This window comes from Pirellulales bacterium (genome assembly GCA_019694455.1).
In the GTDB taxonomy this organism is placed as follows: Bacteria; Planctomycetota; Planctomycetia; order Pirellulales; family JAEUIK01; genus JAIBBY01.
Genome location: JAIBBY010000001.1, coordinates 12,714 through 32,472, shown reverse-complemented (window position 1 = coordinate 32,472; position 19,759 = coordinate 12,714). Strand labels below are relative to the sequence as shown.

General features: G+C 57.9%; 15 protein-coding genes. 4 read left to right on the top strand and 11 right to left on the bottom strand.

What is annotated here, in order from left to right; all coding sequences use genetic code 11:
* Positions 1 to 990: 990 nt before the first annotated feature.
* From K1X71_00115 to K1X71_00105, 3 genes are read right to left on the bottom strand one after another with little or no spacing between them, the layout of a single operon-like run.
* Positions 991 to 1,110: a DUF1501 domain-containing protein gene (locus tag K1X71_00115; GenBank protein MBX7071519.1), complete on the bottom strand. Its 120-nt coding sequence runs from the start codon at positions 1,108 to 1,110 to the stop codon at positions 991 to 993.
* Between the two features lie 54 nt (positions 1,111 to 1,164).
* Positions 1,165 to 1,899, bottom strand: coding sequence for a hypothetical protein (locus tag K1X71_00110; GenBank protein MBX7071518.1), 735 nt, complete (start codon positions 1,897 to 1,899; stop codon positions 1,165 to 1,167).
* Positions 1,900 to 1,948: 49 nt separating this feature from the next.
* On the bottom strand, positions 1,949 to 2,824 hold the full coding sequence (locus tag K1X71_00105) for a nuclear transport factor 2 family protein (GenBank protein MBX7071517.1): 876 nt from the start codon (positions 2,822 to 2,824) through the stop codon (positions 1,949 to 1,951).
* 260 nt (positions 2,825 to 3,084) lie between these two features.
* On the opposite strand from K1X71_00105, the gene K1X71_00100 reads away from it, so the two are divergent.
* Positions 3,085 to 5,256 (top strand): serine/threonine protein kinase, encoded by a 2,172-nt coding sequence (locus K1X71_00100; GenBank protein MBX7071516.1) that lies wholly within the window; start codon positions 3,085 to 3,087, stop codon positions 5,254 to 5,256.
* On the opposite strand, the gene K1X71_00095 is transcribed toward K1X71_00100, so the two are convergent.
* Positions 5,241 to 7,130 (bottom strand): hypothetical protein, encoded by a 1,890-nt coding sequence (locus tag K1X71_00095; protein MBX7071515.1) that lies wholly within the window; start codon positions 7,128 to 7,130, stop codon positions 5,241 to 5,243. The genes K1X71_00100 and K1X71_00095 overlap by 16 nt on opposite strands.
* A 188-nt stretch (positions 7,131 to 7,318) precedes the next feature.
* On the opposite strand from K1X71_00095, the gene K1X71_00090 reads away from it, so the two are divergent.
* A complete protein-coding gene (locus tag K1X71_00090; GenBank protein ID MBX7071514.1) occupies positions 7,319 to 9,100 on the top strand; it encodes an ABC transporter permease subunit in 1,782 nt (593 codons plus the stop codon).
* A 33-nt stretch (positions 9,101 to 9,133) separates the two neighbouring features.
* Here K1X71_00090 and K1X71_00085 read toward each other — a convergent pair whose 3' ends face one another.
* A complete protein-coding gene (locus tag K1X71_00085) occupies positions 9,134 to 9,355 on the bottom strand; it encodes a hypothetical protein (protein ID MBX7071513.1) in 222 nt (73 codons plus the stop codon).
* Positions 9,356 to 9,608: 253 nt separating this feature from the next.
* Positions 9,609 to 10,703 (bottom strand): tetratricopeptide repeat protein, encoded by a 1,095-nt coding sequence (locus K1X71_00080; GenBank protein ID MBX7071512.1) that lies wholly within the window; start codon positions 10,701 to 10,703, stop codon positions 9,609 to 9,611.
* Between K1X71_00080 and K1X71_00075 the strand changes: the two genes are divergently transcribed.
* Positions 10,697 to 11,131: a hypothetical protein gene (locus K1X71_00075; GenBank protein MBX7071511.1), complete on the top strand. Its 435-nt coding sequence runs from the start codon at positions 10,697 to 10,699 to the stop codon at positions 11,129 to 11,131. The genes K1X71_00080 and K1X71_00075 overlap by 7 nt on opposite strands.
* Positions 11,132 to 11,329: 198 nt before the next feature.
* On the opposite strand, the gene aceA is transcribed toward K1X71_00075, so the two are convergent.
* Together aceA and aceB are read right to left on the bottom strand one after the other, a co-directional pair.
* Positions 11,330 to 12,622: an isocitrate lyase gene (gene aceA / locus K1X71_00070; GenBank protein MBX7071510.1), complete on the bottom strand. Its 1,293-nt coding sequence runs from the start codon at positions 12,620 to 12,622 to the stop codon at positions 11,330 to 11,332.
* Between the two features lie 59 nt (positions 12,623 to 12,681).
* Positions 12,682 to 14,283 carry a malate synthase A gene (gene aceB / locus K1X71_00065; protein MBX7071509.1) on the bottom strand — a complete coding sequence of 534 codons (1,602 nt, stop codon included), beginning with the start codon at positions 14,281 to 14,283 and terminating at the stop codon, positions 12,682 to 12,684.
* Positions 14,284 to 14,457: 174 nt separating this feature from the next.
* Here aceB and K1X71_00060 point away from each other — a divergent pair, with 174 nt between their 5' ends.
* Entirely contained in the window at positions 14,458 to 15,417 is a 960-nt protein-coding gene (locus tag K1X71_00060) for a LysR family transcriptional regulator (protein ID MBX7071508.1), read from the top strand.
* A gap of 44 nt (positions 15,418 to 15,461) precedes the next feature.
* Here the strand turns inward: K1X71_00060 and K1X71_00055 are convergent, their stop codons facing one another.
* The 3 genes from K1X71_00055 to K1X71_00045 form a co-directional block, all read right to left on the bottom strand.
* The gene (locus K1X71_00055; GenBank protein MBX7071507.1) at positions 15,462 to 17,327 is read right to left on the bottom strand and encodes a hypothetical protein; all 1,866 of its coding nucleotides are present in this window, start codon (positions 17,325 to 17,327) and stop codon (positions 15,462 to 15,464) included.
* A gap of 9 nt (positions 17,328 to 17,336) precedes the next feature.
* On the bottom strand, positions 17,337 to 18,686 hold the full coding sequence (locus K1X71_00050; GenBank protein MBX7071506.1) for a right-handed parallel beta-helix repeat-containing protein: 1,350 nt from the start codon (positions 18,684 to 18,686) through the stop codon (positions 17,337 to 17,339).
* A 134-nt stretch (positions 18,687 to 18,820) separates the two neighbouring features.
* Positions 18,821 to 19,528, bottom strand: a complete 708-nt coding sequence (locus K1X71_00045) for a hypothetical protein (protein MBX7071505.1) — start codon at positions 19,526 to 19,528, stop codon at positions 18,821 to 18,823.
* Between the last annotated feature and the right edge of the window lie 231 nt (positions 19,529 to 19,759).

Genomic DNA, 19,759 nt, shown 5'->3' with positions numbered 1-19,759 from the left:
ATCCAACTTGATCGCACGTTCGGCTCACTAGCGGCCCTTTCTCAAATTTGGCGTCCCCTGCGAAGCGGAAGTCATGGCATCTACGAGGACAAAGTAGGAGATTGACAGCGAATTACTAGGGCTTAAAGCGGATGATTTCATCTAATTTAATCTTCCGCACTTTCGAGGGGGTAAATGCATGATGGTCAGGCATCTTGCCCAGTCGCCCGGTGTCGAACACCACCGATTCGCGAGTCAAGAGCGAATGAAACGAGCGCGAGCTATTTGTAATGGACCCCAAAAACTGGGCGCGCTGATAAGGTAGGAAACGGGCTGGGGAGGAGCCGATCAGGAGCGGTTCAGGATGACCAGGAAGCGTCGGGTATTGGGGTCGGCCTTCAAGGCCAAGGTGGCCTTGGCCGCGCTGCGCGCGTTCCAACACACTGCATCATGGTGGATTGCGCGACTTACCATTACCCAGTCGGCTGACTCAAGAATAGGTTTTCAGACACCTCTCCGAAAACCCACTTGTCCCTCGGCCACCACATGCTGTAGTCGGTCGATGGCGCCGCACAACATCTGAGATCGCAAGCGCCGATCGGCCTGGTTGGTGAGACTCGAATCGCGACACCCAATTCCGAAAACTCCGAATTCAGAATCTCGGTCCGACAATCGCAACTTGATTCCACACCAACGTTTGCGCTTTTGTCCACGACCTTCGTGGCTGGGGTTTTCGGAGTCTATCCCCCTGTTTTGCAATTCGTCGTGCGATTCAATTGGGTCGCTCACAGCCCCTCCGCGAACTCCCAGTACCAACGTGGCATCAGCGCCAAAAAATCTCTTTGCTTTTTGAGCCAGCGCTCTGATACCGTGCTTCAATTGTCAGCGCATGGATGCTGGCGACGGCACATGCGGCGGCTATGGCCGGGTCGTCAGACCCCCTATTCGCTGACGATCACGGAATTCAACCTCACACCATTGCGAGGCCCCAGGAAGCGTCGTATCGATTAGCTAGCCAAACAACTCGAGGAGCGGTCGTCCACCGTCGACGAGCGGAATTGGTCGCCCTTGGGGATCGAAGAGTCGCTGTTCGTGGTCGATGCCAAGTGCGCGATAGATCGTGGCGGCCAACTCGTTGTTGTGTCAGCCAAGGTCAGTTGCGCGTTTGATATTGCGATCGGCGAACTACCAAATGCCGATGCCGAATCCCATGCCGCCGAAAATGCCGCGTTCAATTGGCACATTGTTCCGCGGCCGTGGCGTGTATTGGCTCTGGTAGTTGGGAAAGAAATCGTTGGCGGCTCGCCGAGCGAGCACTTGCTGGCGGTTCTGGTCTTGCTGCTCGCGCTGTCGCGCCGCGTTCCGCACCTGCTCCATCCGCGCTTCGTTGAAAGAATTCGCTTGCGTCCGCAGACCGGTTCTCCGCTGCTCTGCCTGATTTAACGCGTCCTGCAACTGCGCGGTGGTCATGTTCACAACGTCGAAATCATTCACCAACCGCTCTGGCAACACCACCTTGGCGGAAACAAAGTGCCCCAGCCACGCGCGAACGTCCTGCGCCTCTGGACTCATCAAAATTTGCAGCTTGCCCGACATCTCGTCCAGCCACGACTGCAACTCGGCGGCGGTCGCGGTGCGCACTCGGCGCTTGAACTCTGCCTTGACGTTCGGCACTTGGCTGGCCGGGTAAACGCGCTGCACCGAAAGCCACTCGTTGAACGCGTGTTCAACCTCATGCCATTCCGGGCTATTCAGAATCTTCTGTCGCGCGGCCATTTCGTTGCGGTCGAGCGTCGGCGACTGGCTGTCAGTAGCGCTAGCCGAGCGCCGCGTTCGTGTCGCGCCTTGGCCCCAGGCGCATACCGACAAGGCGCCTGCGCACAGGACGATACTGGCGGCGACCAACATGCTGCGTGACATGCATTTTCCTTGGGTGGGTGAGGCTCTTTGTCTTGTTCGTCGGAGAATACTACTTCGCGGGCTGCGGGCTCAATTTCACAGTAATGGCGGGCACTTCATTGCCATCATGCACGGTGCTGCCAACGTGCCACGAGATGGTGCCGTCTTCGTTGAACGTGTACTTCGTCGTCGTCGACACCTCGTCTCCGCGCACCGTGAAGCCCACTGCGTCAACGACCCAACCCGACTCGTCCGCGGTCCAAATGGCGTCGCCATGCCCGCCTTGCGAATCAAACGCCCACGAGCGGATCGTTCCACTGGCCGCGTCCCAGCCCACAATCTGATGACCGTGCAACAATACCGTGCCGCCTTTACTCACCGAGAATTCACGATCGATGAAATGTCCTCCCTCGGTCCATCGGCCGCTCATCTCATAGGTCATATCACCTGAGGTTCCCTGCCAGGCTTCTGTCAACCACGACAACTGCTCCAGCGGCCGCACCGGTTCGGCTGCCTCGGCGCTGTACTCGCGCAAACGAGCCAATAGCCACTTGCCATCTCGTTTGACCCAGGCCGCGCTAAAATGACCACCGGGCGACGCGCCATCTTCAATGGCGACCTCGGGAGTCACAAAGCGTATCGTAGTCTCGCCCAACTTGATCTCGGCGCCCGGTTGCGCTGTCCGGGGTTGGGCAAACTCCGCCTGAATCATTTCGTGCGCCTTCACTCGCTTCCCGGTCGCATCGATGTATTCGCCCTCTGGCGACCAGATTGCCAACATCGCCTTGGCGTCACCTTGATTCAAAGCGTCAACGTACGCCTGGGCCGCTTTGCGGATCGCTGCTTCTTCGGGGTTAATTGCCGTTTCTGGTTTGGCATCGGCGGCCCAACTCACCGTTGCCGCCAGCAATGCGGCACAAAAAGTCCAGTAGCAGCAACGCGACATGGTGCACTCCCGATACAAGAAACGATAACCCTCGTACAGAATGGCTATTAAGTCTAAGACCTGGAAACAAACGCGACGAGTCCCTCGATCAGGAATCGCCACGCAAATTGTTTCGGGCCGCAGGAATGTCGCCGGCCACGGTGGGGACAAGCCGGACGTAACGTATTTGCGGGGTAATGATCTTGGCTATAGCCTATGCTTGACTAAGGCGAACGGAATAATCCAATCATCTACCAGCTAAGGAAATGAGGAGCAGTTAGTTGGACCAGTCAATTTCCCGGTCCGTTTCGCGTAGCTTTGGTCGTTCCGGGCGATGGTTCCGCAACGGCGTCCGCTTCTGGCCCATTGCCGCAGTAGTCGGTCTGGCGCTGTTGGGGTTCTTTCTCTACCGCGCCGTTGAAGGCACATTGCAAGAGAAGTTGGCCGGAGACCTGCAAACAATCCTCAATGCCGACGTCGAGGCCCTCCGCATTTGGCTCACGACCCAAAAGGCGACGGCCGAGGCTCTGGCCGAGAACTCGGAAATCAAGCAATACGCGCGTCAATTGGTGACGTCGGCCCCCGGTACGGAGCAGGAACCAGCACAAGCCGAACTTCGCAAGCAGGTCGCCGAAGCGTTGCATCCAGCGCTCGAAGCGCATGGATATATCGGATTCATGATCGTCGACGCCAATCAGCGAGTAGTCGCCGCGACTACGGCGGAATTGGTGGGAAAGGATAGGCTCTCTGGCTATTCCGCGTTTCTTGAGCCTGCGCTTGCAAACAAGGTTACGGTGTCCAAGCCATATCGCAGCGTGGCCATGCTGCGCGACGCCCGTAACGAATTACGGACTGGTGTGCCCACGATGTTCGTGGTGGCGCCCATCCATGGCGCAGATGACAAAGTTATCGGCGCTCTTGGTGTCCGTATACGGCCAGAACGAGATTTTACGCGCATCCTCAGCATCGGACGTGCAGGTAAAACGGGCGAGACCTTTGCCTTCGACGACAAGGGACTGATGCTTTCACAGAGTCGTTTCGACGAAGATCTCAAGTCATTTGGGCTCTTGCCCGACGCACCAGACGCCTCTTCCATTCTTACGCTCACAGCGCGTGATCCCGGTGTGAATCTCTATACAGGGCAACGACCAAAGCTGCCTAGATCCAAGCAACCACTCAATCTGGATGTGGCATCGGCGATTCGAAGCGGAAGTGGCGCTAATTCCACAGGCTACCGCGACTACCGCGGCGCCGAGGTGATTGGCGCTTGGACTTGGCTCAAGGATTACGGATTTGGCGTCACCACCCAAACCGACACATCCGAGGCTTTTCGGCCACTTTGGATCTTACGCGTTGCCTTCGGAACGCTATTCGCGCTGCTGGTAGTGGCCGCCGCCGCCATCTATTTCTTCATGCTGGTTGCTTCTCGCTATCGGCAACAAATGCGCAGCGAAGCCATTAAGGCCAAGCGATTGGGGCAATATTCGCTGGACAACAAGATTGGCGCGGGCGGCATGGGCGTCGTTTATCGCGGGCATCATGCGCTCTTGCGGCGTCCCACGGCCATCAAGCTGCTCGATCCAGAACGGACGAACGCCGAAACAATTGGCCGCTTCGAGCGCGAAGTGCAATTGACCAGTCAACTGACCCACCCCAACACCATCTCCATTTACGACTTTGGGCGGACTCCCGAGGGGTTGTTCTACTACGCGATGGAGTACATCGAAGGCATCCCGCTGGATCAACTGGTCAAGAATTACGGCGCTCAGCCGGTCGGCCGCGTAATCTATATCCTCCGGCAACTTTGCGGCTCCCTGGCCGAAGCCCACTCGATCGGCCTGGTCCATCGCGATATCAAGCCGGCCAATATCCTGCTCACCCAGCGCGGCGGTTTGCCAGATTTTGTCAAACTGCTTGATTTTGGGTTAGTCAAAGCACTCGATGTCGCCGGACAGGCCGGCATCACCACCTCTGGCTCCTTGATGGGCACGCCCCTCTACATGTCGCCCGAAGCGATCCAAAGACCCGACGACGTTGACGCGCGCAGCGATCTTTATGCCGTCGGCGCCGTGGGATACTTCCTGCTGACGGGCACGCCGCCATTTGTCGGCGCGACAATGGTCGACATCTTCACCAAGCAAGTCTCGGCGCAGGTGGAGCCACCGTCGCAACGCCTTGGAAAGCCGGTGCCACAACGACTTGAGGAGGTTTTGCTATGTTGTCTCGCCAAAGCGCCCGACCAACGCCCCGCTAGCGCTGCGGCACTTGGACAAGCGCTGGCCGAATGTCAGGCTAACTCCCCTTGGAACGATTACCAAGCGCTTGCTTGGTGGAAGTCGCGAGACGCGGCGGATGAGACTCGCGCCTTCACCGAAGCGCCCACCGGGCAGGCGAGCACGGATCACACGCTGGTGTTCACAGAACCTTCGGAACAGCGTCATTCCGAAACTTGAAGTTGCAGCGTTCCGCGATCCAAGTCGGCCTGCGTGACTTGGGCATTCTTGTAGCCGTTGATTTCTAGAGTCGGTAGATCTCGCGTAGTTTTGCGAAATGGCGTGTCGACAACGCCAGGGCGTTCGAGTGCGAAACGAATGACCGGTAAGCGCAAGCGTCCCTTGGGGTCGGTCATCGTCGACAACGCTTCTTCCTCTTGATTGCGAATGATCACCGCGGCTCCAATCAGCGGCGCGCCATCGGGTTTTTGCAACACAATTGGCGACGTGTCGCCGATCCGAATGCGGCGCGGCGATGGCAAGTTCAGGGGACCACGAATATCCGCCAGGTCAAATGTCACCGGCGCCAACGAGTCCGCAGCTACATGTGTGTCCAAGAGCGTAACGAACTCTCGACTCCCCCAGTCTCCGCTATAGAAAGTGCTGCGATCAGCGAGCAGTTCTGCTGCGTCGAGCACGCCCAGATTCTTCGTCACCTGCTCAAGTGTTTCCACGGCGTCTGGATGATCTGCCATGCGCAGTGATTTCAAGCGGCGCTGCGCCAGCGACAGGAACTTTTCTTTAGCTCGCTTACCATTCGTCCAACTCAACTCATTGTCGATTAACGGTTCGCCTTGATTACAGCCGCCGTCAGACCCGGTTGTGGAAATCAAAATATGATTGCTCGCAAATGCGTTCCCCCGAATGAGATCGGAAATCGGGGTTTCCTGCTCCGGCCCCCCCTGCCCTTCAAAAGTAATCGCTTTGGCGTACATCGGCAGATCGCGCCCATCGTGTTGGGCGCTCGTGGGGCCGCACAGAATCGCCGTCACATCGTTGAATTCGTAGCGGTTACGATTCTCGGGCTCGTTGAGCACATCCGTCAGGTAGATGCCCGAGCACGAGGTGTGATCCAATCCGCCAACAGCCAGAATGGAGTTATGACGAATCAAATAGTTGCGAGTCTCGATGCGAACTCGAACGCCGCAGGCATTGAGACCCCAGCCGTATTCTTCGTTCGGAAGGTTCCAAGCCAGAATCACATTGTCTTCGCACACTAGTCGCTCGCCACCACCGGAGATGATGCCGCGTCCGCTAACGGGTGGAATTATGACGTTCTTCTGGATGACCACCGACTTGGCGCCGCTTGCAACCGCGTATCCGTTGGTGGCGAACATTCGCTGCGCGATCAAATTGTGGTCGACGCGCGAGAAATCGCCGATATGCACCCCCGAGTTGCCGCCGATCAAAATGCAACCTGTCACCTGGCAACCCGCGTCAAGACGAACATTCGCGGGCATCATGTGCCGATCGTCGGTGGCGTCTTGATGGTTTTTCAGTACACAACCGGCAACCGTCACTCGGCCGTACGGAAAGCTTACGCAGGAAGTGTCTCGTCCAAAAACTTCGACCGCGACCCGCTCGATGCGAGCATCGCCCCCTTCATTTCCGCAAATTGCGTGACACCGCGCGCCGGTACCAACATGCACAATGACGCCGTTGATGATCCTTGCGCGCAGCGCGTGCTGAGGCGCCTGGGGCGCAGCTAGCTTTCGCTGATCCGCTTCCAGCCAATTGGTGTAGACGCGGATTCCCCAGCAATCATCACCTTCTTCGCCGTAATACAGCGTGTGTCCGGCGAGATCGATGGTGACGTCGTTGCCGGTAATGAATAGGCCATCACGTTTGAAACGTACTGGTCCGGAGAGTCGATAGACTCCGGCCGAAACGGCAAGCGGTCCATTGAGCTCTCGCGCTTGCTCGATCGGCTCGACGGCATAATGAGCTGGTCCCAATCGCTCAACGGGCGCGGCTGACATGGCGAAATGCCAGCTTCCAATGAGCAGGAAAGCGAACATCCGAAACTGAAGATCGATGTTGAAGTGCGGCGTCATCTGTATTGCCAATGGATTATCGGCTAGCGAGGGCCCGTTGCGATTCGAGTCTTACATTCCAAGTGCCAATTGGGCATGCCGTGTGAACATCTTCGTCCGGCGCGCTGTGTGCTGCAACTGCGGGCGTAATGTCCAAAAACGAACCTCGCGAATTTGGTGGCCCGCCAGTATAATGAGCGACCAAGGCCATGGTGCGCCTAGTTGCAGAGCGAAGTTCGGATTTGATCAGCCCAGTCTTCAATCGCGCCGTTGTCACACTACCGCGTCGGGCACGGCATTTTATTTATCGCGCGGCGTATCCGGTCGCATTGTTCACGCTCATGTTGGCCGCCTGGCAGGTGCTGGCCGGCACGCAAGTGATTCGTAATGTCGGCGACTTCTCGCGATTCGGCGCGATGTTGTTCCAAGTGCTGGCTCCTGTGCAGTTGGCATTGGCGTTGTTCGCTTCCGCCCTGCTGGCAGCCGGTTCAATTGCTGCTGAGAAAGATCGCCGCACATTGGACTTGTTGTTGCTCACCAATTTGTCGAGCGCCCAATTCGTATTGGGAAAGCTATTCGGAAGCTTGCTGCTTGTGTGGACGTTGCTCGTCGCCGCATTGCCGTTGTTTGTCTTTGCGCTGCTATTTGGCGGCGTTGCGGGAGAACAACTGTTCCGCGCAATTGCGGTAACAATCAGCGCAACTCTGCTCGCCGGCAGCTTGGGGGCGATGCTCGCGCTGTGGCGCGACAAGTCGTTTCAAACTTTGGCCATGACCACCACCTTAATGGTGCTTTGGCTGGTCTTTTGGGAACTGATGGCAAGCGGCTTGCTCGGAAACGGCAATTGGGGGGTCGCCGCGCATCAATGGGCCATCGCATTTAGTCCTTGGCGCGCAATACTTGCGGCGACTCTTCCCACCGACCCCATCCCGCTCGGCGGCGAGCGAGCGATGCACAACGCCTTGTGGTTTTTGCCTGTTTCCCTGTCGCTCGCAGCGGCTTTCACCACATGGGGCATCATTCGCTTTCGGGTTTGGAATCCATCGCAGAGGTTGGATGCGAGCAGCCGCCCAATCGGAGACCGTGAAGTTGGTCCAGTGGGTCGTTCACTGCGTTCCGAGCGCGAAGTGTGGACCAATCCGATCATCTGGCGAGAAATGCGCACCTGGGCCTATGGCCAAAGAACAATGCTCGTGCGGATTGCATACCTCTTGCTGTTTGTACTGGCGGCTGGCGCCATCTTCAATCTGCAATCGAGCGAGATGTCGCTGACTCGTATTGCTGTGGCCACCGCTTTGATTCCGCTCTTTGTGCTCAGCTTATTGCTGATTAACGCGCAAGCCGTCACGAGTATCACGACCGAACGGGATGGCCGTGCGCTGGACCTGTTGCTGGTGACCGATCTCACGCCCAAGGAATTCATCTTCGGCAAGCTGGGCGGGGTGCTTTACAACACCAAAGAAATGATCGTCGCGCCAATTGCTCTCTGTGTGGCGCTGTGGGCCATCGGTGGCGTTACCCTTGAGAATCTGGCCTATCTAACTGTTGGCCAATTGTCCTTGATCGCGTTTGCAGCGATGCTAGGCGTGCATGCGGGCATGACGTATGGTCACTCGCCCACTGCAATCGCGGTCAGTCTCGGCGCCGTGTTCTTCCTCTTCATCGGTATCGCCGCTTGTATGCGCGTCATGGTGGCGTTTAGTGGTTCGTTCGAAGTGCAGTTGGCGCCGTTCGTGCTTTTCATGTTCGGTGGCGGCGTTGGGCTGTTTTTTGCGCTGGGTGTGCGCAATCCTTCCACGGCGCTACTGGCTGCATCGCTCTTGTGCCCGTTTGTGACCTTCTATGCGATCACAAGTTTCTTGCTCGGCCAGACGCTGAATGTCTTCATCGTAATCACCGCGATGTACAGCTTCGCGACCGCCGCCATGTTGATACCGGCGATCTACGAGTTTGACGTCGCGGCGGGACGAACCACCAGCGCGCAAGAATAGTAGCGCTGCCACCGCCAATGGGCGTGGGAATGACTATTTGTGATAGCCGAGCGCTTGAATCACCGTCAGCAATTCTTCGTGCGAAATGAAGCGACGGCGGTGTTGCAATTTGTAGCCGTCGACGGCAATCGCCAATTCCCGGGCGGGGCCGGACAGTTCCGTATGGCCATCGACGAATTGGCGACGCTCGCGCCCTTCGTGCGACGAGTGGGCGCCACGGCGATCGACAAAGAGCGATTCCATCGGGTGCAGCAAGGTTTGCGACATTAGTTCGCCGGCTCCGTATTAGGTCAGCAACGGTTTTCGATATTCAAAGTTAGTGCGAAGAAATGAGAAATGCCTGAAAAATAGATAAGAATTGGCGAGGCAAAACCGCTTCTTGCTATTGCGAGACATACGCCGCGCGGCTGTTCGGGGCCATTTGACACGCAAATCCCGACAGATATATCGTCGGAGATCGCGCCTCAACAACTTTGCGAATTTGGCAAACTTTACCGAAGATGCGGAATTATCTGGGTATGCCGCCAGGCGTCCGCGCGGTCCGCAATTGGTTGGAGAGCTCAATTCCCCATGGGTGGCCCGGATTCTGGGCCACTAACTCGGAGACGGTAGAGTTGGCTTCAATGAAGTGCCCAGCTTGCATTTGTGCTTTGGCCAATTCGTATAACAGCTCGGGCGAATGGTCGCCACGTTGCCTAGCCAGTTCAAACTCTATTGCGGCCTGATCCGATCTCCCCAGCGCGCTGGACGCCAATCCCAGTAGGAAAAAAAGGTGAGGAGGTTCGTCGCCCGGCGAGTAAGATTCGCGCACGGTTTGCAGAGTGGCCAACGCACGCTGCGGTTGGTTCTGCTGACGGTAGAGTTCGGCGATCGAAAGCAGAATCTCCGCGTTGCCCGGATCGGTGGAAAGCGCGCGATGATAGGCGGCCAGCGCCTGTGTCGCCGCTCCAGAACGTTGATGAACTCGAGCTTGCGCGATCCACGCGTCGCTCCGTCCTGGTTCCAGTTCCAGCGCGGTCTCGACTGATCGCTGCGCGGCCTGCAAATCCCCTTGCTCAATCCGGTACATTGCCATCTGGCAATGTAAGGAGGCATCGCCGGGCGACAGCCGATTTGCCTCTTCAAGCTGCTCAATGGCGAGTTCTCGCGAACCGTTGTGCCAAAGCGCTCTCGCATAGTTTCGGCGGGCCTCAGGGTCGGAGCCACAGCGTTCCACCGATCGGGCTAATTGCTGCTCTGCTTCGCTCCACTTCTCGCGTTCCATGGAGCTAACGCCTTGTTGGCAGAGCTGTCGCGACTCAACTACCGACTTCGATGTGGCGCCCACGCCGTCAACCAGCTTGCAGCCGTTGAGGTTGATCACAGCCGGCAATAAAACAGTCACGCCAACTAGAAAGCGCCATGCTGCCCCGCGGCGGCGAATTGGTTGACAAGCCATGAATTCGCAATGCCAAATAGTTTCGATAGATTGCGAGGTGGCGGAGACTACAAAATTGATAGCTAGCCGGCAATCCCGATCGAACCCGTTGGTGGAGCAATGCCAGCACGCTACGATGCAACCAGAGAAATTTTCCGCACAGTTTAAGAACTCCTGGCATGCCAAAGCTTTACGATCGACTCGGCCTGCGATTTCAATATCCAGACAACTGGACGCTAGACGAAGCAGAGGCGCTCGCTGGCAATCACTCCGTATCGGTATACAGCCCGACGGGGGCCTTCTGGTCAGTCGCCGTTCGTCCGCGTGACGCCGATTCTGGTCGCGCAGCGAGCACCGCGCTGGCCGCCATGCGAGAAGAGTACAACGATCTTGAGGCGGAGCCGACCACTGATTGCGTTGCGGGACACGAACTTACCGGATTCGAAATTAACTTCTGTTATCTCGACTTGACGAGTACCGCCGGTGTTCGGTGCGCGGAGCTTGACCAATCAACGTTGGTCATTTTCTATCAAGCCGAGGACCGTGACTACATTGCCGTGGAGCCTGTGTTTCGGGCCATGACCTACAGCCTGCTTACCAGCCTGTCATCGTAGCGCAATGCCTGCTCAGAATGCGCCTGCTGGCCATGCTGAGAAAGTTGGCGACAGTGGTATAAAACGCCGCTGCCCGATTTGTCGACGATGCGTTTCTTTACCATGCGATAAAAAAACAACGCAGCGAGCCGACGCCCTGGCTGGGGAAGCGGTCGGCTCGCCTGCGTTGTTTAAGAATCAGGGAATGCGTCAGCCGCTTTAGGCCGCCTGATGCTCTTCCTCAAATTGTTCTTCTTCGGTCGATCCAGAAAGCGCAGTGGTCGACGAGATTCCGCCAGCGATCGTCTGGGCGACTTCATCGAAGTATCCCGTGCCCACAAAGCGTTGATGCTTGGTGGCTCGGTAACCAGCGCTCTCACGCTCAAACTCTCGTTCTTGCAGAGTGGCATACGCGGTCATTCCTGACTCACGATAACCGCGCGCCAACTCGAACATCGCCAAATTCAACGCGTGGAATCCGGCCAATGTGATGAACTGGAATTTGTAGCCCATGGCGCCCAGTTCGCGCTGGAATCGCGCGATTGTGGCGTCGTCGAGCTTCTTCTTCCAGTTGAAGGATGGCGAACAGTTGTAGGCCAGCAGCTTGCCGGGGAACTCAGCGTGAATCGCCTCGGCGAATCGGCGCGCCTCTTCGATATTCGGCTCTGAGGTTTCGCACCACAGCAGATCGGCGTATGGCGCATACGACAGACCACGATCTATCGCGATATCCAGTCCGCCGGTAATGCGATAGAAACCCTCTGGTGTGCGGTCGCCAGTGATGAACCGACGGTCGCGTTGATCAACGTCGCTCGTGATGAGTTGCGCGCTGTTCGCGTCAGTGCGGGCGACCAACACGGTCGGAACATTCATCACATCGGCCGCAAGTCGAGCGGCCGTCAGTGTGCGAATGAACTGGCAGGTGGGGACGAGCACTTTGCCTCCCATGTGCCCGCACTTCTTCTCACTGGCGAGTTGATCTTCAAAATGCACGCCGCCGGCGCCGGCCTCGATCATTCCCTTCATGAGTTCAAAGGCGTTCAACGGGCCGCCGAAGCCGGCTTCCGCATCGGCCACGATCGGCAAGAAGTAGTCGACCTCGTTTCGACCTTCCATATGCTGAATCTGATCGGCGCGTCGGAACGCGTTGTTGATCCGCCGCACAACCGCCGGAACGCTGTCCGCGGGGTAGAGGCTCTGATCGGGATACATCTGTCCTGCATTGTTGGCGTCAGCCGCGACCTGCCAACCGCTCAAATAGATCGACTTGAGGCCTGCCTCAGCCATCTGCACCGCTTGATTGCCGGTGAGGGCGCCCAAGGCGTTGATGTAGGGGTCAAAATTCAGCAGCTTCCAAAGTTTCTCGGCGCCGCGACGGGCGAGCGTGCATTCAACGTGCATCGAACCACGCAGGCGAGCAACGTCTTCGGCGGTGTAATCACGCCGAATTCCCTCCCAGCGCTGCTGAGCGTTCCAGCTTTCCTTGAGTTCGCTGACCTTGGGATGACACATGTGAGACCTTTCCGTGCTGGCGTGGGTAAAGTAAGAGATTGTTCCGGCGTAGAGGTGAGTTAAGCGAGCTGCTCGTATGCGGGCAGCGTCAGAAAATCGACAAACTGATCGGCGGTGCTGACCTGCAAGAACAGTTCCGCCGCCGCGTCAAACTGGGTGTTCGCATAAGCGCCCCCCATGCTCTTGCGCAGTTGTTCAAGCTCTGTGGCAAGCGCATCCTTGACCATATCTACCGTAACCGACTTGCCGGCGGCGGTTTCGCCACCGTGGCGAATCCACTGCCACAACTGGGCCCTCGAAATCTCCGCAGTGGCGGCGTCTTCCATCAGGTTGAAGATCGGAACGCATCCATTGCCGCGCAGCCAGGACTCGAGATAGCGCAGCCCCACTGCGACATTGGTGCGCACGCCCGACTCGGTGATCTGACCTTCTGGCACAAGTAAGAGGTCGCGAGCTGTGATTTTCAGATCTTCGTGCCGCACATGAAGTTGGTTCGGCGAATGCATGTGCTCATTGAAGATGTCCATTGCGATCGGCACCAAGCCTGGGTGCGCAACCCAAGTACCGTCATGCCCATCACGAACCTCACGAAGCTTGTCGGCGCGAACTTTCTCCATAGCTTGTTCGTTGGCCTGGACGTCGTTCTTGATCGGGATCTGCGCGGCCATCCCTCCCATGGCATGCGCTCCGCGACGGTGGCAGGTCTTGATTAATAGCAACGAGTAGGACCGCAGAAAATGCGTCGTCATGGTCACGACGGCGCGATCGGGCAACATGAAGTCGGAGCGATTACGGAATTTCTTGATGAAGCTGAAGATGTAATCCCAGCGTCCACAGTTAAGGCCAGCCGCGTGCTCACGTAGTTCGAACAAGATTTCGTCCATCTCAAACGCGGCCAGAATAGTCTCGATCAGCACGGTGGCCTTGATCGTGCCTTGCGGCATTCCGATCGCGATCTGGGCGCGTTTAAACACGTCGTTCCATAGCCGTGCCTCAAGGTGGCTCTCGAGCTTGGGCAAGTAGAAGTACGGACCCGATCCCTTGGCGACCAGCGCTTCGGCGTTATGAAAGAAGAAAAGTCCGAAATCGAAAATCCCCGCCGAAATCGGCTGGCCATCGACCAGCACGTGCTTCTCATTCAGGTGCCATCCACGCGGGCGAACCAGCAGAGTTGCTGTTTTCGCGTTGAGGCTATATTGCTTGCCTTCGGGGCTGCAAAACTCAATAGTGCCAGCGACTGCGTCACGAAGATTGATTTGGCCTTCAATCGTTGCTTCCCAGGTCGGCGAGTGACTGTCTTCGAAGTCGGCCATGTACATAGTCGCGCCGGAGTTGAGCGCGTTGATGACCATCTTCCGATCCACTGGGCCAGTGATCTCAACACGCCGATCCTGGAGATCCGCGGGCACGGGAGCGACTTGCCACTCGCTCTCACGTACCTCCGCTGTTTCGGGCAGGAAGTCGGGAAGTTGGCCGGCATCGATTCTGGATTGGACCTCCTGGCGGCGCCGCAAGAGCGACTGCCGCACGGCACGCGCATGACGTTCCAGTTCGGCAACAAACTGCAACGCTTCTGGAATGAGAATGCGGGCGCCTTGCGGAGAGACTGGAGCGAGCAATTCGACGCCCGCAGTCCCCGTTGGTGGTTCTTGAATCGACATCAGCAAGATCCCTCCAGAATGCGAATGGCCCGAGAAAGGCGGCTGTTTGCCCTTCCGATGGCGACACTGTAGCTACGGCTGGAAGGATTGAATACAATAATCTTTTCAATCCAGAGCATTAGTCTGATGCATAATATGATGACTATTGCGATCGCCTATACTTAAGTTCGCGCTATGTCGCTCGCTTCCAATCCGCAGTATTACAAACAGAACCGCCTCTCGCAGTTACGCGGCTTTTGCTACGCCGCGCAGGCTGGCAGCATCTCGAAGGCCGCCGAGCGGCTGTTCTTGAGCCAGCCGAGCGTTTCGCTGCAAATCCAGGCGCTGGAGCGCGAATTCAAGACCACGCTCTTTGAACGGCGCGGGCCCAAGATCGTGCTCACGCCCGACGGACGCATGCTCTACGAACTTGCGTCCCCGCTGGTGGAGGAGATGGACACGCTGGAAGAGACCTTCGCGGCGCGTCGGGGTGGAATTGAAACCGGCCGACTCGACATCGCGGCGGGCGAGTCGACTACGCTCTATCTGTTGCCGGAGTTCGTGAAGCAATTCATCGAGATCTATCCTGGCATCGAACTCAAATTGCACAACGTCACGGGGCGCGATGGATTGGCGATGGTGCGCGCGGACGAAGTCGACTTTGCAGTCGGGTCGATGTTGGAGATGCGGGACGACATCGAATATCAACCCATGTTCTCTTACGATCCCATGCTGATCGTGCCGCTTGATCATCCGCTCGCCAAACGCAAGCGCGTGACGCTCAAGGACGTGTCGCCGTATCCCTTGATCTTGCCGCCGATCCATTTGACGACTTGGAAAGTGGTGGACTACGCTTTCGGGCAGCAGAACCTGAAATACGAAGTCAAGATGGAGGCCGGTGGCTGGGAGGTCATCAAGAAGTACGTCTCGCTCGGCATGGGGGTTTCGATCGTGACAAGCATTTGTCTTTCTGGCGAAGAGCGATTGGCGTGCATTCCCCTGACGCGATATTTTCCAAAGCGAACTTATGGACTTGTGATCCGCAAAGGAAAATTCCTTTCGCCCCAAGCGCAGCGCTTTGTGGCACTGATGCAGGAGGCGACGAAGGTCAAAAAGCAGGGCGACCGCAGAGAAAAAGCTGTGAAATCCGCATAGAGCCGCCATGCGACATCGTGCAGCGGCAGTTTTGTTGCGGGAGATCATGCCGCCTCCCAGGGCTGCTCAATCCACCAACCAAATGGCGCTTGTTGGCTCTGACTCAGCGGATGCACAACGCCGCGTGGAAAGCGAAGCGTGACATCACGATCGGAAACGATCACGCCCTCCGAATTGCTTTCCAGTCGTGGCTTGCCCCAAGTGTTGCTGGTCACTCGCGAAACTGCTCGCCGACCGATGACCACGGAGCTGGTGAGAAACATCTGATCGTAGCTTTCGATTGGCGCCGGTGGAACAGCCACTGCGCCACTCGTGCCGGCCACTTTGTCGCGTTCGGCAACCAAGTCCATGAAGCGGCGATGGCTAGCGGCAGAAACGCTGTCGCCCGTTTGATAGAAGTGGATACCACCGCCGGCAAGGTTCGCGCCATCGCCGCAGAGCAGCGTGGCGTGCAGAATCAGCTCTGCCCAGTAGCCATCCATGCCGAGCATCAGTCCCTTGCCCGATAGCTCGTTGTAACTTAAGTACACATTTCGAGGCAGGCTTGAGCCGTTGATCAGATTGCCCAAGCGGGTGAGTTGAGTGAGCAGCGCGGCAAAGTGGAACTGTTCCGTGCCGCCCTTGAAGCGCTGCAAATCGAAGGTGGGCCAGTACCAACGGGCGTTGTCGAACGTGCCGTAACAAGAGACGCAAGACCCGCCAAAATGACTGCCGTTGCCGAGTGGCTTGATATCGAGCGACGCGGCGCGATCCGATGGGTGCGTGCCTGGCGCCGTGAGGCACGTGGCGTACTCGAACGCTTCGAGCCTGGGGAAATAGTGTCGCGCGATTTCCAAGAGGGCGTAGTAGCGGTTGCTGAGATAGGCGCGCATCGCGCCATCAAATACGAAGACGCGTTGATCGCGATCGATATCCCAATCTTTCCAAGTGGACCAAACGTCCTGCGACAAGGGTGACGCCTCGGGCATGCGAGCGCGCCACGCCGGCCAATCATCGTCGGTGAACACGTCGTCAAGTGTTTCGCGGCTGTCATAGCCGTAGTCGCGCGCTATCCATTCGGGTCGAAACCGCCAGAATTGGCGAAAGTTCTCCGCGTCGAAGACAAAGCGATCGCAAATAGTGTCGGCTTTGTCCTCGCCAAATCTGGCGCGACCCGCCTTCTTCAGCAACAACCAAAAGCGCCGCCATTTAGACTGTTCAGCACGCACGGACTCGTACCAATGATCGACGCTCAGTCCTTGGCGATTGGGGGTACGAAACTCTTGATCGAACAAGCAGTAGCGACGATTGCGGCGAATCTTCCAAAGCGGCTGCGACGTGCCCATGTTGATGGCGCGCTGGCCGGGTGGGCATTTCGCAAGCTCACTGGCTAGTCTGGCAACCGACGAGCCGAGATCATCGCGTCCCTCGAAGGCATGACAACAGCCGATCACATTGTCCCGCTCGCCAATTTTGGGGTCGGCCTTAAGCGAAGCTGTCAGCCACTTCTTGTCCCAGCAAAAGACCAGCGTCTTGGCGGGGCTTGTAACCGCCTGCGAACCTGGTAATTGAAGCAGTTTCTCCGCGCGATTGGCCGCAACAGCGCCGCTCAAGAATTTCTCTGGCGAGGCGTCAAAACGCTCGCGCAGTTGCTGTCGCGCCTCGGCGGCCGTGAGATGGTCGCGAAACACCATTCCCTCGTACTTGTAATCGGGCGATGTTTGGTAGTAACGGCCGCGACCGTTGTTCCAGTGCAGGTAGCTCAGCGCGCTCTCGGCAGTGAGATAGCCAGGAATCTCCACTGGCGCGTCGATCAACTGCGCCGCGACCAACGCCCGTACGCACTCCGCCGGCGTCATCTGCGAGAAAACGCGTTGAAACAAATCGGTGCGACTGGAAAGTTCTTGAATTCTTGCTGGATCGACTGTCATGTCGATTTGTCACCCCTTGCGCTGATCGTCGACCGCCGTGGCAAAGCCATCGATGTGATTGTCGACGAGTTGCAGTTCCTCGGTCGCTTGGCTGATGCGGATGCCGACGCGCATGGCGGGAGAACGCGTCTCGCGAATGACATTGCGCGCGATCAAATTGCCTTGGCTGGCGCCTTGCAGATCGATGGCCGCCGCGCCTGGCCCGCCGTTATCGACTATCTGGTTTGCTTCGAGACGATTGCGGTGGGGCGCGAAGCCGGGCCCGCGTTCCGGGCGGTAGAGCACGCCCGTTTCCAGGCTGCCACGAATCACATTGTCGCGAATGAGGTTATCCGTGTCGCGATGTCCGATCGACACGCCGATTCGATTGTCGACGATTTGATTCGCTTCGGCCAATCCGAATTTGACGCCCCAGCAAAAGAAAATGCCAATTCCGTTTCGTTCCAGTTGATTGCCGCGAATCCGAGGGCGCTGTGAACCGGAGCCGGGATGCAGGCCAAGGTCTGCATGGTCGAGGCTGCGGCAGTTCTCGACGACGACATCGTGGCAGATCTGCCAACTGAAGCCGTCGCCGTTGTAATTGCGCCCGGTGACTTGCCGGATGCCGACGTCGTTGCAATCCTGCAAGAAGACGCAGCCGCCGTAATTGCCGTTCAGGTTATCGTTGGCGGCGCGATTGCCATCGAGCGTGAGGTTCTCGATGGCGACCTGTTCTATGCCGTCGCCAGAAAGGATGGGAAAGAGCGTCGAGCAAGTGGATTTGCCCAACTGCCAGAGATTCTCGCGAAGTGGCCGATCGAGCCGGAAGCGATTGCCGCTGTTGGCGACCAGCGTTCGTTTCAAGACGACTGCCGCGCCGGTGTCGGCATTCTTGGTTTGCAAACAGACGCCGTCGCCGAGCGCAAATCCGGCGCTGTCAGCCAGCGTAATCTCCTGGTCGAACCAATCGGAATCGGCCGCGAGCGGCGTACTGGTCGATGGTTCCTTGATAAGGATGGACTTATCTCCCTCGCCAACCAAACGGATATTCGAGCGCAGATAGACCGAGTTTCGCATGCGCCAAGTTCCGGCGAGCAAGCGCACGGTGCCGCCGCCAAAACCGCTCAGATGATCGACGGCGGCTTGGATTACCTGTTGCGTTTCGCCGCGCAAATCGCCTTGGTCGTTGCCAACCGTGATCGTCAACCGTTGTTGCCAGTCTGGCGCGTGCTTACGGTCGCCAGAGGTGGCGCGCGGATTGACAACTTGCGGTCGAGGGTCATCCGCACGGCTCTTGCCAATCAGGGCGGCGGCGCCCAGCCAGGTCGCGGCCTGTAGCCAGTCGCGTCGATGGATTAGCGGCGATTCGATATTGCGCATGACGCGGCTCCAAAGTTAGTAGTGGAACTTAGCTGGCTCTACCGTAGGCGCCGCGAAACGCGAAGTAAAGCAACAGTGGAAGTTGCCCGCTGTATGAGCCGCCGCACACGGATTTGATGCGCGGCGCAGATCGCCTACATCGAGGGAGGGGGCAAGAGTTGGCGGGGCGGTTCGACCGCGGCGGGGGGCGCAATGACTTCTGGTTGCGGGGCCGCGCTGGTTGGCGCTTGCATGAAGGGAATCATCGGGAAGCCGACATTGCCACCGAAGCGGGCATTGAGCTTGCAGATGATTTTTTGCTCGAGCACCATGTCGCGGCCTTGCGGAATCCAACCGAGCGTGAGCGGCTGTGGACCAACCGGCTCGTTGAACCGCGAGAGCGACTGCTCGTTGCGGAAGGTCGATCCGCCAGTTGTGGCGCGCTCTGGACGCGGCAGGTCCTCGAGTTCCTTGAAAACGGCCACGTCGATCATGTAGCCGCTGGGGGAGGGAATCACCCGAATCAATGCTCGTCGACGAATCGATTGCAGCGTGCTTTCCAAGCGCTCGTAGGCATTGGCGGAGTCGCGTCGCCAGGGCTCGAAGAGTGTGGCGCCGACCTCGGGAAAGGTGTCGATGCGGCCTTCGGTGAGCGTATTGCCAATCAGCTTGACGCGACTTTCCGACGCGATACGAAAGTAATCGTCGACTACGTCGACCACTTCTTCCCAGACATAATCGGCGTCGGTGAGCGGCACCACCGTGGGATTGGCAAGCTCTTTGTTGACCAGATGAGTGGTGGGCCCCGCGCAGCCAATGCAGATTGGCAACAGACTGACCAAGGCTCGCCAGGATGGCTTCATGCGCGAGGAAAATCCAAGTTTCCGGAAACGCCCGCGGCGGACGACTGCTGCTTAAGATCGGCGCGCGGAGCGGTCGCCATGCACGCAAGGGGGCGGAAGTGTGCCGAAAAAGGGGCGCGGCGACAAGGCGACTTTTGGGCGTTTTGGCGCCGCATCTCCTTGCGACCGGCGGAACGCATCGCCAAAATGACTGGCTTCGCCAGTTTCGCCTCACCTGCCTAGCTTTCGGAA

Coding starts and splice junctions, on each gene's coding strand:
- aceA (MBX7071510.1), bottom strand. CDS start 12,622: ATGTGTCATCCCAAGGTCAGCGAACTCAAGGAAAGCTGGAACGCTCAG.
- K1X71_00055 (MBX7071507.1), bottom strand. CDS start 17,327: ATGACAGTCGATCCAGCAAGAATTCAAGAACTTTCCAGTCGCACCGAT.
- K1X71_00105 (MBX7071517.1), bottom strand. CDS start 2,824: ATGTCGCGTTGCTGCTACTGGACTTTTTGTGCCGCATTGCTGGCGGCA.
- K1X71_00110 (MBX7071518.1), bottom strand. CDS start 1,899: ATGTCACGCAGCATGTTGGTCGCCGCCAGTATCGTCCTGTGCGCAGGC.
- K1X71_00075 (MBX7071511.1), top strand. CDS start 10,697: ATGCCAAAGCTTTACGATCGACTCGGCCTGCGATTTCAATATCCAGAC.
- K1X71_00095 (MBX7071515.1), bottom strand. CDS start 7,130: ATGACGCCGCACTTCAACATCGATCTTCAGTTTCGGATGTTCGCTTTC.
- K1X71_00050 (MBX7071506.1), bottom strand. CDS start 18,686: ATGCGCAATATCGAATCGCCGCTAATCCATCGACGCGACTGGCTACAG.
- K1X71_00060 (MBX7071508.1), top strand. CDS start 14,458: ATGTCGCTCGCTTCCAATCCGCAGTATTACAAACAGAACCGCCTCTCG.
- K1X71_00045 (MBX7071505.1), bottom strand. CDS start 19,528: ATGAAGCCATCCTGGCGAGCCTTGGTCAGTCTGTTGCCAATCTGCATT.
- aceB (MBX7071509.1), bottom strand. CDS start 14,283: ATGTCGATTCAAGAACCACCAACGGGGACTGCGGGCGTCGAATTGCTC.
- K1X71_00090 (MBX7071514.1), top strand. CDS start 7,319: ATGGTGCGCCTAGTTGCAGAGCGAAGTTCGGATTTGATCAGCCCAGTC.